Below are 12,481 nucleotides of genomic sequence, written 5' to 3'. Positions count from 1 at the left end.
GCTTCGTTATCGCGGGCGGACCTGCCGTTCCTGATCGGCGAACCATCGTTCCAGGACCGGGCGGCTGGCGGGGTTGATCGCGATCAGGGCGTCGAGGTCGCTCCTCGCCTGGCTGGAGTCCCTGCGCTCGAGCGAATCGCGAATGCGGATGGTCCGCGCCAGGGGGAGGAACGGATTGAGCCCGAGGGCGGCCGACGCGGCCCCGGCGGACTCGGCGATGCGGCCATCGACCGCGAGGAACCGGGCCCGACGTTCGAGGAGGGCAGGGGACCAGGGGTTCTTCCGCACCGCCTGTTTCGTGAGGCGTGAGGCGGCCGCGCGGTCCCCGAGGTCGAGCGCGATCGAGCTCGCCTCATCGAGGGCGGTCTCGGCCCCGGGCGACCTGCGGAGCAGTTCATCGTAGGCGGCCAGGGCCTCGACGTTGCGATTCTGGAGACGAAGGGAGCGAGCGAGCGCGAGGCGAGCGGGCAGGTCGTCGGCGTCGTCGGCGATCACGGGCTCGAGCGCGGACTGCACCTCGGCGCCGAATCGCGCGCGGTCGGCCTGGTCCGGGGCCATCATCGCCTCGATCGCCTGGGCGATCGCGAACTCGCGGCGCGGCGCGGGCTCGTTCGCGAGCTGGACGGCCCGAAGTGGCCGGCCCGAGGGGGCGGGGGGCACCGGTTTCTCGTCGAGATCGGGCTTGCGCAGGATCCGGTGGTCGGTCGTGGCGGTGTGTGCGATCTCGGTGCTCGGGAACTGGGGCATGTGGCAGGCCGTGCAGTCGTCCTGAGGGCTCCGGGATCGCCGTTCGGGCTCAGCCAGGCTGCACGGCCTGGAGTCGTGACACGCGAGGCACCGCCCCCGGAAGAAGGCCGACCGCGCCGCGGCGGCCGGGGTGGCGTGAGGATCGTGGCACGAGACGCAGCCGAGTCGTCCATCGCTCGCGAGGTAGCAGCGGCTGGATCGCATCTGTTCGAAGTGGCCGCCGAATCGCTTGCTCCCCTCGCGCTGACGGTCGAAGACGACGACGTAATCCGAGAGCGGCAGCCCCGGCCGGTAGTCGAAGACGTCATGACGAGAGGTCTCGACGCGCTGGTCGCCAAGGAGGTGGCACTGGGCGCAGACGTCCTCGCGGAGGGGGATCTCGAGGTGCCCCGGGTTGACGATGGTCCGGTCAATATCCCCGGCCGAGCCCGGCGACCCGACGTGGAGCGCGCCGGGCCCGTGGCAGCGCTCGCAACCGATCGACGACGAGCCCCGGAGCAGGGGAGGCTCGTAGGCGTTGACGGTTTCGGAGATCGGCTGCACGTTGTCGGCGTGGCAGAAGAGACACTGGGGGACCACGGGCCGATCGAAGTGGGAGTTGATCCGGCCGTACCCCGGCGAGAGCCCCCACCGCTCGTCACGCGCATACCACGTGATGGGCGATTCGAAGATCCGATTGTCCCGCTCGATGAGGAAGGACGTCGCCCGTGCCCCGGAGCCGATGGCGTACGCGACCTCGGCCGAGCACGCGACCGGACGGCCGCCCTGGCCGTCGCGACGCTCCTCGACGTGGGTCATCGTCGAGCCGGACCGCTCGACCCGGAAATGCGAACCGGCGGCCTCGAAGGTCGCCCCCGAACGAGGGATCGCCCCGAGGCCCGGGAATTCATCCGCGGGCGCGATCGATCGGCCCATGGGATGGGCCCTGTAAGAGGCGGCGATCTCCCCATGGCATCGCGCGCAGGCGGCGTCGCCGACATAGGCGACGCCGGGCCGCGCGTTGAGCCAGGGCGAGGACGAGCTCCCGGCGGTTGGGCGGGCCACGATGGGGCCGACCCGCGGCCCGCGCCAGCGGGCGGGCCGAGCCTTCCAGGAGATCCACGTCCCGACCAACATCGCGAGGACGACCAGGGCGAGTGAGACCGCGCGAAGGCCTGCTTTCCGAACCACCGTGGGCCGCCTCCGTTCAGGTCGCGGCCCGGCCGGCGCCGGAGAAGACGGCCCCGAGGCAAGCCGAGAGGGCCGCGCAGGCGAGCGCCATCAGCCGGGCGGGAGCCTCCGCGGGGACCGGGTCGGTCGTCACGGACGTCGGCATCGCGATCGCGCTGAGGACCTCATAGATCACCGCGCCCAGCGCGACGCAGAGCACGCTCATCAGCACCGACCGGACGAGTCCGCGCCGATCTCCGACCCCCAGCCCCCAGGCCAGGCCGGCCGTGACCCCGAAGCCCAGCCAGAGGGCGGCGTGCGTGGCCATCGAGGGGAGGAACTCTCCCGCCCGATCGAGGACCAGGCGCGAATAGAGCGGCAGCACGACGATGGGGCCCGCCGCGCCCGCGACGACCCCGGCGACCAGGCCGGCGAGCATCGGCAGGTAACCCGCGCGGCCTCCGCGCCCCACCAGCCCCACGAGCGCCACCGCCGCGCCGATCCCGAGCCCGAGCAGGCCGCCGAAGATCGCATACACGACGGCCGTGCTCCGGACCTGGGCCGCGGCGCGGGTCTCCGAGGTGGTGCTGTCGCCGACCGTCCCCATGACGTTGACCTTGGCCGTAGCCGGCGCGAAGTCGAGGCGGCCCGACTCCCCCGCGGCCCAGGCCAGGGCCGCGGCGAGGAGCGAGAGGGCGGCGGCCGCCCCCCCCGCCGCCGCGAGCTTCATCGGTCGTTTCTCATTGATATCAGGCGTGTTCATGACTTTGATGTCTTGCCTTGCTGCGGGGTTGGGAGGGGCGCCCGGATTCGGCGTCGGCACGGCGAGATCCCTTCTACAGGACCCATTCGCGGCCGGCGAGAAGAAAATCCGAAAACTGCTTGATCTTGAATCTGCTTGTAAATAGTATGCCGGGGTCTTATCACCTTTGTCCGATAGTATGACATGCGATCGGGCACGCGGCGTTCAGGGTCATCCGCGTGCCATCGAACCTGTCCGAGTGAATTCGGGAATCCGGGCACAGCCTCGTCGGTGGCCAGTCCATGCTCGCCGGGGGATCCTCCGCGCCTGCCGTGGGCTCGCGCCGCAGTCGAGGGCCGGGATCCCCGGGATTGCGCCGACGGGTCGTCAGATTTTCCTATCTTGTCGCATGTGCATGATCTCGTTTTTCCCCGTCATCAGGTTCCTGTCCTGTTCCGGAGGTCGTCCATGACCGCGAGGCGTCGAGGATTCACGCTGATCGAGCTCCTGGTGGTGATCGCGATCATCGCCGTATTGATCGCGCTGCTGCTGCCGGCGGTGCAGTCGGCGCGCGAGGCCGCCCGTCGGGCGCAGTGCGTCAACAACCTGAAGCAACTGGGCCTGGCCATGCACAATTACATCTCGACCAACGAGACCCTGCCGCCGCAGGTCCAGAACGGCGGCAAGTCCGTCTGGGCCGCGGCTGGACTCGGCCAGCCGTACTGGGATCCCTGGCCGCTCGACTGGACGGCGTCGATCCTCCCCCAGATCGAGCAGCAGGCCCTGTACAACGCGCTGAACTTCAATGTCAGCTCCGGATTCAACGGCAGCGACATGCAGAACACGACCGTCCTCCGGGCCCAGGTGGCCTCGCTGCTCTGCCCGTCGGAGAACATGAAGCAGACGGCCCAGGGGCCGGGGACGCGCAAGAACTACATGGCGAACGTCGGCGGCCCGGCGATGATCTCGGCGTGGAACGGGACGTTCGTCGCCCTCAAGGACGACGAGAACGGCTACGCGGGCGTCTACGTCAACTTCAATTCCGGCCGCCCCGTGGACCTGGCGTCGATCATCGACGGGACCTCGAACACGGCCCTGATCAGCGAATCCCTGATCGGGTCGGGACTGCCGGCCAACCAGGTGACGATCGGGAGCACCAAGCGGAAGAGCACCTACCTCTTCCCGACGACCATCAACGCCCCGCCGGATCAGGGTGGCGCCGCCGGCATCGCCAGCGCCACCGCGCTGGTCACCCAGTGCAAGGGGCTGCCGGGCAACACCCCGGGATACGGGACACTGGTGCCGCCCAACGGCAATATCTGGCTGGCGGGCAATCCGGGCTCATGCATGCTCTGGGATGCGTACAATCACTTCATGCCTCCCAACAGCGCGGGCTGCTACAACACCAATGACGGCAACACGGGAGGTTACGGCGCACTCCAGGACGCCTTCCCGCCCAGCAGCAACCACCCCGGCGGGGTCAACATCGTGTTCGCGGACGGGTCCGTGAAATTCATCAAGGACACGATCGCCATCCCGACCTGGTGGGCCCTCGGCACCCGCAACATGGGCGAGGTGATCAGCTCCGACGCGTACTGACCGCGACGCGACGATTCGCCGCGTCGGGCCCGGATCGGTCCGCGCCCGACGTCTCCTTCCCGATCCGTCCTACCCAAGGAGTTCCCGTGCGGAGCCTTCGTTCTCTCATCGCGGCGGCCGCGTTGGTCCCGATCGGCATCCTCGCAGCCGGCTGCGGCGGCGAGCCGACCGAGGTCGAGTTCAAGCCGACCGACACCAAGCAGTTCGACGACATGAGCAAGATGATGATCAAGAACGTGAAATCGAAGAACTACATCAACAAGGCGGCGACGACGAAGCCGGCTAACTGAGGCCGCTTCGCGCCCGCTCTCTGCCATGCTCGATGTCCCGGCGTCCGAATCGCCGGGGCATCGAGGTCTCCCGTACCGCCTGATGCTTGATCGATCGAACATGCCCCTCGCTTCGCGCCGTCGCTTCTGGATCGTCGGGTTGCTGCTCGCGGCCGTAGGTGCTTCCATCGCCTGGCGAGGTGGCGGAGAGTCGCCCGACCGGCTCTTCGATCGCGCCCGGACCGAGCTCGCCGCCGGCCATCCCGAACGGGCCGCCGCGGCCATCGAACGGCTCGCGGCCAGACGCCCTCCCACCGGCTTCGACCGCCTGCTCCACGCCCAGATCGACGAGGCCCTTTCTCGTCCGATCGATGCGCTCGACGAGCTGGCACGCATCCCCGCCGACGATCCCGTCGCGCCCGTGGCCCGGATGGTCGCCGGGCGGCTCGAGATGCAACGCGGACGCGTCGGCGCCGCCGAGGCGCAATACCTGGCCTGCCTGGCGATCCAGCCGGACGCCGTGAAGGCGCGTCGCGAGCTGGTCTACATCTACAGCGTCCAGCATCGGCAAGCCGATCTCGATCGCCAGTTACACGAGCTCTCCGAGCGGGACTCGCTGGAGTTCGCCTACCTGGACCACTGGGGCAAGACCCGCAACGTCGTCTGGAGTCCCGAGCGCGATTGCGATGAGCTGTCCCGGTTCATCGAGGCCGATCCCGACGACCGGCGATCGCGGATCGCGCTCGTCGAGGGCCTCCGCCGGATGCACCGGCTTGATGAGGCGGAGAAGGTCATCGAGCCCCTCCCGGCGACCGACCCCGAGGCCCTGGCCCTCCGCGGCTGGCTCCTGCTCGACCGCGGGGAGCTGGACGCGCTCGATCGATTCCTGGCGGACTCCCCCCAGGACGACCCGAGGCTGGCCAAGCTCCGCGGCAACCTCGCCCTCAAGCGTGGGGATGGCCCCACGGCCGTCCGGTTCTTCCGGATCGCCCAGGCCGCCGAGCCGGCGGATCGCTCCCTCAACTCAGGGCTCGCCAACGCGCTGCGGCTCGCCGGCCAGCTCGAGGCCGCGGCGCCTTATCTCGAGGCGGTCCGACTTCACGACGCGATTACCCCCCTCATCACGCGGGCCTCGACGGACGAAGGCGAGAAGGACCGGGCCTTGCCCGACCAACTGGCCGCCGCCTGCGAGGCCGCCGGCCGGCTCTTCGAGGCCCGGGCCTGGTACAAGCTCGCCCTCTCTCGAGACCCGGTCGACGCCGAGGCCCAGCAGGGGTTTCATCGCCTCGGACTTCGACTCGCGGAGGCGAGGCCCCCGAAGGATGGAGAGGGGGCGAAGTGAGCCGCAGGGGTGCTCGGCTCCTCGCCGTCCTTCTCCTCGCGCCGGCCCTGGCCTACCTGGCTTACCGACCGCTCGCGGCCTGGCGGTTCCGAAGCGAGCGGGCCCGCGCGGCCTCCCTGACGGACGCCGCCGCGGCTCGCGAGATCCTCGCGAGGCTCGCGGATCTTCGACCTCACGACGACGAGACGCTCTTCCGCCTGGGATCCGCGGAGGAGTCGCTCGGCCGGCCCGAGGCGGCCGAGAGGGCCTTCGCCTCGGTCTCGCCGGGCTCGGGATTCGGACTGCAGGCGGCCGTGCGGCGAGGCAAACTCCTGATCCGAGGCTTCGGGCGGGTCTCCGAGGCGGAAACCGTCCTCGCGTCCGCGCTCGGCGGTCCCGCCACAATCGCCTCCGAGGCTCGCTGGGCGCTCGCCGAGCTTTTCGTCTGGGAGGGGCGCACCGCCGAAGCCCGTGACCTCCTCGAGGCCGGCTGGGGTCGCAGCCCCGAGGGCGATCGCATCGCGCTGCTCCGCGAGCACTGGCGGCTGGACAGCGTGGTCGTGGACGAATCCGACGTCGGGCCGGTCCTCGAGGCGTCGGCCCGATTCGCGCCCGACGACCCTCACGTCCGGTTGATCCGGGCATGGCTGGCGGCCTCGTACGGGCGGTTCGACGAGGCGAGCGAGCCGCTGCGGACGGCGGAGCGGGACCATCCCGACGACGTCGCCGTCTGGCGAGTCAGCCTGGCCATCGCCCTCGTCGCCAACCGCCCGGAGGACGCCGCCTCGGCCATCAGGCGGCTCTCGCCGCGCGATCTCTCGACCGCCGATATGCTCCGGCTCCGCGCCACGTTCGCATCGGCCAGGGGCGACCCGGCGTCCGAACGCCGATTCCTCGATCGGGTCGTCGCCGTCGAGCCTGCCGATACCGCATCGCTCGAACGGCTCGCCGCGCTCGCGGCCGGGGCCGACGATACCGCGGCGGCCGAGCTCCGACGGCGAAAGGCCGAGATCGATCGCCGGAAGCAGGACTATCGCTGGAGGATCCTCCGCGTCGCCGCCAAACCGAGTCGTCCGGAGGTCGTCGACCTGGCCACGAGGGCGGAGGCCCTCGGCCGGTATTTCGAGGCGCGAGGCTGGTGGACCGTGGCCCTGTCGCTCGACGGCGGGGACGGGACGGCGAGGGAGGCCCTCGAGCGCATCAAGCTGGAGCCGCGACACGAGGACGCCGCCGGCTTCGCGGGGCTGCTGGCCGAGCTGCCCGAGAGGAGCGGCCGGGGCCCGGAGACGGCATCGGATCTCCGGCGCCCCTCGTTTCGCGACGAGACGGCCGCGGCCGGGCTGACGGGCGGCTACCAGGCGCCGGAGAGCGAGCTGCACCCGATTCCCGAGATCATCGGCGGCGGCGTCGCCCTGCTCGACTTCGATGGGGACGGCTGGCTCGACGTCTTCCTGGTCCAGGGGGGCCCGCGGTTCCCGCCCGATCCCGGTCCCCGCCGGAGCGGCGACCGCCTGTACCGCAATCGGGGCGACGGCACGTTCGAGGACGTCTCGGACGCGTCCGGCATCTCGGTGTTGCCGGGCGGCTTCGGCTTCGGGGTCGCGCGGGGGGACTACGATCGCGACGGTCAGCCCGACCTCTTCGTGACTCGCTGGCGGTCGTATGCCCTCCTGCGCAATCGGGGCGACGGGACGTTCGAGGACGCCACCCGCGCCGCCGGCCTCGACGGCGACCGCGGCTTCCCCACCTCGGCGGCGTTCGCGGATCTCGACGGCGACGGCGACCTGGACCTTTACGTCTGCCACTATCTCAAATGGGATGAGGCCCATCCCCCGCGATGTCCGTCCGCACGGATCCCCGGGCGGAGCGTCTCGTGCCTGCCCCTCCTGTTCGAGGCCGAGTCCGATCGCCTCTACCGCAACGACGGCGGCCGTTTCGTCGACGTCACCGGGCCGGCCGGGGTGCTCGAGTCCGAGGGCCGCGGCCTCGGCGTCGTCGCGGCGGACTTCGACGGCGACGGTCGGATCGACCTCTATGTCGCCAACGATCAATCGCGCAATTATCTCTACCGGAACCTCGGCGGCCTTCGGTTCGAGGAGGTGGGACTCACCTCGGGGGCGGCGTGCGCGGCCGACGGCGTCTCGCGCGCGGGCATGGGCGTCGCGAGCGGCGATTACGACAGCGACGGCCGGATCGACCTGGCCGTCACCAATTTCTACGGCGAGTCCACCACGGTCTACCGCAACCTCGGCGGCGGGGCCTTCGCCGACGCGACGGCGGCGGCCGGGCTGGCCGCACCGAGCCGGTTCTTCCTCGGCTTCGGCGCGGCCTTCCTCGATGCGGACGACGACGGCCTCCTCGACCTGGCCACGGCCAACGGTCACGTCAACGACGAGCGTCCGCAGGTCCCCTACGCCATGCCCGCGCGGCTCTACCTGGGGGACGGTCGCGGCCGCCTCGTCGATGCCTCCGAGGCCGCCGGCCCGCCCTGGCGCAGGCCCGTCCTGGGCCGGGGGCTCGCCGTCGGCGATCTCGACAATGACGGCCGGCTCGATGTCCTGATCGTGCCGCGGAACGAGCCCCTCGTGTACGCCCGCAATCGGACGAAGGGGGGGCACTCGCTGACGCTTCAGCTCCGGGGATCGGTCCGGGCCCGGGATCCGGTCGGCGCACGGGCCGTCGTCGAGGTGTCCGGTCGAAGGCAAACCGCCTGGCTCACCGGCGGAGGCAGCTACCTCTCGGCGTCCGATCCGCGGCTCCATTTCGGTCTGGGGACGGCGTCGGTCGTCGACTCGGTCGAGATCGCGTGGCCGTCGGGGAGGTCCTCGCGATTCGTGAATCTGAAGGCCGACGCCGGGTATCTCCTGGAAGAAGGGGACGACAGGGCCGTGGCCCTGCCGGGATTTCGTGCCCGGGAGGAAGTGCCTTGATCCGGCCCGTTTCACCGCGTAAGACTCCAGGTAGGAGCCGACTCCGATCGGCGAACGCATTGACGGGCTGGCGCGGTCGCCGGACGGAGCCGGCTCTCGGCCGAGATGAGGGGGCGAGGATGACCACGGCGGGCAAGGCGGGTTCGTCGACGGCGTCATCTCCGGTCGCGGCCGCGGCGCTCGCGGAACGACTCGGGAAGCTCGACCCGACGAGTCCCCGATACGCGACCGATGCCGTCGAGCTGGTCCTCTCGCACGCCAGCCAGGCCCTCGCCAGCGACGTGCATTTCCATCCGGGGCAGGTCGGGCTCGAGGTCCGATGGAGGCTCGACGGCGTGCTCCATCCGGTCGCGATCCTGCCGGCGAAGCTCGCCCCCAATGTGGTGGCCCGGCTCAAGGTGCTGGCCGAACTGCTCTCGTACCGGACCGACGTCCCCCAGGAAGGTCGCATCCGCGCGGCACCGGGCGAGGTGGAGATGAGGATCTCCACGTTCCCGACGCTCCACGGCGAGCGCGCGGTCGTCCGCGTCTTCGCCACGCCCGGCTCATTCCTCCGGCTCGAGGACCTCGGGTTGCCGGGGGAGATCCGCGAGGCCCTCTCGGGCCTGCTCGACGAGACGTCCGGTGCCGTGGTGCTCTCCGGCCCGGCGGGGAGCGGCAAGACGACGACGATCTACGCCTGCCTTCGCGAGCTGGCCGCGCGGACGAAGGGCGAGCGGAGCCTGGCGACGATCGAGGACCCGATCGAGTCCGCCGTCCCCGGGGTCTCGCAGGCCCAGGTGAATCCGACCGCGGGGTTGACGCTCGAGACGGGATTGAAGTCGCTGCTCCGCCAGGACCCGGAAGTCCTGGCGATCGGCGAGATCCGCGACCGGGCCACGGCCGAGCTCGCGTTCCAGGCCGCGCTGACCGGCCACCTGACGCTGACCACCTTCCACGCCGGATCCGCGGGCGAGGTCGTCGGCCGGCTCCTCGACATGGGGCTCGAGCCCTACGCGATCCGGAGCGGCCTCCTCGCCGTGCTCTCGCTCCGCCTCGCCCGGCGGCTCTGCCCGATCTGCTCCGTGCCGGCGGGCGCCCGGGAGCAGCACCTCGGGCTGCCCGTGAACCAGGCCCATGTCCCCGTCGGCTGCGACTCGTGCGGCCGGACCGGCTATCAGGGCCGGATCATCCTGGCCGAGCTCCTCTTGCCCCGGCTCGGGGCCATCGGCCCGGCCATCCTGGCCAAGGCGGACGTCCACGAGATCGAACGCCTCGCTCGCGAGGCGGGCATGGTCACCCGCTGGCAACGCGCCTATGAGGCGGTGGAGTCCGGAGCCACCTCGCCCGCCGAGATCCGTCGGGTGCTCGGGGTCTCGACGCAGCCGGCATGAGCGGGGAAGGGCGTGGTCTCTGGGCGCGGGCCGAGGCCGGCTCAGCGCGTCTCCTCGGCCGAGACCGTCTCGCCGCCGTTGCGGGTCATGATCTTGTTGAGGACGACCTTGTTGATGGTCTGGTTGACCAGCCGGACGGAGCCGTCGCAGTTGACGAAGTTGACCTGGCTGGGGTGCTTGCTGATCCAGTACGTGTAGTAGTTCTGCCCGCCGACCACGATCGGCTTGTTGATCGTGCGGTCGATGTTGGTGCGGACGCAGCAGCTCGTGGCCTGGGACCAGTTCCCGGTGAGCGACTCGCCCATCAGGATGGTGTTCGTGGTGCCGTCGGTGATGTCCGCCATGGTGACGGTCGAGTTCTGATAGGCCATCCCGTTGTCGTAGTAGAGGCAGTAGACGTTGGTCGGGTCCTGGGTGGGGCAATTCGCGTTGGAACCCGGCAGGACCATCCCCGCGGCCATGTTGCCGCGGTAGTCGGACGGGCCGGTCTTGGCGGTGGTGCCCGCCTGGGTCTGGGCCTCGGGCCGCCGGTTTGACGGGCAGACCAGGAAGTCGATCGTGCGACGGACCGCCGTCGTGTTCTCGATGTTGTTGGGGGGCAGGTTGACGTTGATCTCGTTGTACAGGTTGCCCGCCTCGAGCTTGCCGAAGAGGCTGGGGAGCAGGCCCCACATGTTGGGCTGGTAGGGCGTGGATGGCGTGGCGCAGTTCACGTCGCCGGACAGCAAGGTCGTGCCGTTGGCCGGGTCGTACTGCGGCACCATGCAGTACCAGCCGGAGGGGAACGAGCTGAACGAGTCGTGATACTGCTGGGCCGCCAGTCCGAGCTGCCGGAGATTGTTCTGGCACTGGGCGCGGCGCCCGGCCTCTCGGGCGGACTGCACGGCCGGCAGGAGCAGGGCCACGAGCACCGCGATGATCGCGATGACGACCAGCAGCTCGATCAGCGTGAAGCCCGCCCCACGACGCGAAACCGGTTTGCGATGCATCATCACACCCCTGACCTGCGGCTGCCCGGAGATTTGAACTGATCGCCGGACGGGCACTCGAACGACGACCCTATGTGCAGCATACTAAACTCCGGCGGCGATGCCAACGAGGCATGGAGGAATCGTCGGGCGGGCCCGTTCGTCCCGCCCCGGCCGATCAGCGGAGGGCCTCTCAGTGGAGGGCCTCCACGACCGCACGCCCCACCTCGGCGGTGCTGGCCTTGCCGCCGAGATCCGGCGTCCGCGGGCCCGGCTGCTCGAGCACCCTGGCGACGGCGCGGCGGATCCGGTCCGCGGCGGCCGGGACCTTCAGATGGTCGAACATCATCGCGACCGAGAGGATCGAGGCCAGCGGGTTGGCGATCCCCTTGCCCGCGATGTCCGGGGCGGAGCCGTGGACCGGCTCGAACATGCTGGGCGCCGTCCCCTCGGGGTTCAGGTTGCCCGAGGCGGCCAGGCCCATGCCCCCCTGGAGCACCGCACCCAGGTCGGTGATGATGTCGCCGAACATGTTGGTGGTGACGATGACGTCGTACTTCTCCGGGCTCACGACCATCCGCATGCAGCAGGCGTCCACGTGCTGGTAGTCGCGCTGGATGTCCGGGTAGTCGCGGCCGACCTCCTCGAACGTCCGCATCCAGAGGTCGTGGGCGAACGTCAGCACGTTCGTCTTGGCGACGAGCGTGACCTGGCGCGTCAGGCCGGCATCCCTGGCGGCCTTCGAGAGCCCGCGGAAGGCCCCGGCCTCGGCCCGCTTGCGCGCCTGCTCGAAGGCGAACCGGACGCACCGCTCGACGCCCGGCCGGGTGTTGACGGAGGTCTGGATCGCGACCTCCTCCGGGGTCCCCTTGCGGGTGAAGCCGCCGGCGCCCACGTAGAGGTCCTCGTTGTTCTCGCGGACGACCAGCATGTCGATGTCGTCCGGGCCCTTGTCCCGGATCGGGGTCTGGACGCCCGGGTAGAGGTGGACCGGTCGGAGGTTGATGTACTGCTGGAAGTCGAAGCGGAGCTTGAGCAGGATCCCCTTCTCGAGCACCCCCGGCGGCACGCCCGGGTGCCCGACCGCCCCCAGCAGGATCACCCGGCAGCCGCGGAGCTTCCCGATCGCGGCCTCGGGGAGGACCTCTCCGGTGGCCAGGTAGCGCTCGCCTCCCAGGTCGAAGCTCTCGAGCTCGTAGCGGAAACCGTCGAGCTTGCCCACGGCCTCCAGCACCGCCAGCCCCTGGGCCGTGACCTCGGGGCCGACACCATCGCCCGGGATGACACCGATCTTGACCAAAATCCCCTCCCGGCCGACGCGCCGTCGAATTCCGTCGTCTTCGTGTTTCCGGATTCACCATAAGTCCCGATCCGCGGTCACCG

Annotated in this window: 9 protein-coding genes; 5 read left to right on the top strand and 4 right to left on the bottom strand. The window is 70.3% G+C overall.

Annotated elements, in window-relative coordinates:
• Positions 1-6: 6 nt before the first annotated feature.
• Both G6O54_RS21775 and G6O54_RS21770 read right to left on the bottom strand, forming a co-directional pair.
• Positions 7-1,917, bottom strand: a complete 1,911-nt coding sequence (locus G6O54_RS21775; protein WP_165227974.1) for a tetratricopeptide repeat protein — start codon at positions 1,915-1,917, stop codon at positions 7-9.
• A 16-nt stretch (positions 1,918-1,933) separates the two neighbouring features.
• Positions 1,934-2,659, bottom strand: a complete 726-nt coding sequence (locus G6O54_RS21770) for a hypothetical protein (protein ID WP_165227972.1) — start codon at positions 2,657-2,659, stop codon at positions 1,934-1,936.
• A 447-nt stretch (positions 2,660-3,106) separates the two neighbouring features.
• Here G6O54_RS21770 and G6O54_RS21765 point away from each other — a divergent pair, with 447 nt between their 5' ends.
• The 5 genes from G6O54_RS21765 to G6O54_RS21745 all read left to right on the top strand — a co-directional run bounded on the left by G6O54_RS21765 (position 3,107) and on the right by G6O54_RS21745 (position 10,130).
• Positions 3,107-4,237 (top strand): DUF1559 domain-containing protein, encoded by a 1,131-nt coding sequence (locus G6O54_RS21765; RefSeq protein ID WP_165227970.1) that lies wholly within the window; start codon positions 3,107-3,109, stop codon positions 4,235-4,237.
• A gap of 86 nt (positions 4,238-4,323) precedes the next feature.
• Positions 4,324-4,527, top strand: coding sequence for a hypothetical protein (locus G6O54_RS21760; protein WP_165227968.1), 204 nt, complete (start codon positions 4,324-4,326; stop codon positions 4,525-4,527).
• A gap of 100 nt (positions 4,528-4,627) precedes the next feature.
• Positions 4,628-5,848 (top strand): tetratricopeptide repeat protein, encoded by a 1,221-nt coding sequence (locus tag G6O54_RS21755; protein WP_165227966.1) that lies wholly within the window; start codon positions 4,628-4,630, stop codon positions 5,846-5,848.
• Entirely contained in the window at positions 5,845-8,757 is a 2,913-nt protein-coding gene (locus G6O54_RS21750; RefSeq protein ID WP_165227964.1) for an FG-GAP-like repeat-containing protein, read from the top strand. The genes G6O54_RS21755 and G6O54_RS21750 overlap by 4 nt, the downstream gene beginning before the upstream one ends.
• A gap of 119 nt (positions 8,758-8,876) precedes the next feature.
• Positions 8,877-10,130: a GspE/PulE family protein gene (locus G6O54_RS21745; RefSeq protein WP_165227962.1), complete on the top strand. Its 1,254-nt coding sequence runs from the start codon at positions 8,877-8,879 to the stop codon at positions 10,128-10,130.
• Positions 10,131-10,171: 41 nt separating this feature from the next.
• Here the strand turns inward: G6O54_RS21745 and G6O54_RS21740 are convergent, their stop codons facing one another.
• Entirely contained in the window at positions 10,172-11,119 is a 948-nt protein-coding gene (locus tag G6O54_RS21740) for a DUF1559 domain-containing protein (RefSeq protein WP_250847020.1), read from the bottom strand.
• Positions 11,120-11,291: 172 nt separating this feature from the next.
• Positions 11,292-12,398 carry a 3-isopropylmalate dehydrogenase gene (locus tag G6O54_RS21735; RefSeq protein ID WP_165227958.1) on the bottom strand — a complete coding sequence of 369 codons (1,107 nt, stop codon included), beginning with the start codon at positions 12,396-12,398 and terminating at the stop codon, positions 11,292-11,294.
• Positions 12,399-12,481 lie beyond the last annotated feature (83 nt).

The sequence above is a fragment of the Aquisphaera insulae genome (assembly GCF_011064615.1).
Taxonomy (GTDB): domain Bacteria; phylum Planctomycetota; class Planctomycetia; order Isosphaerales; family Isosphaeraceae; genus Aquisphaera; species Aquisphaera insulae.
This window is presented reverse-complemented; position numbering and strand designations above follow the sequence as displayed.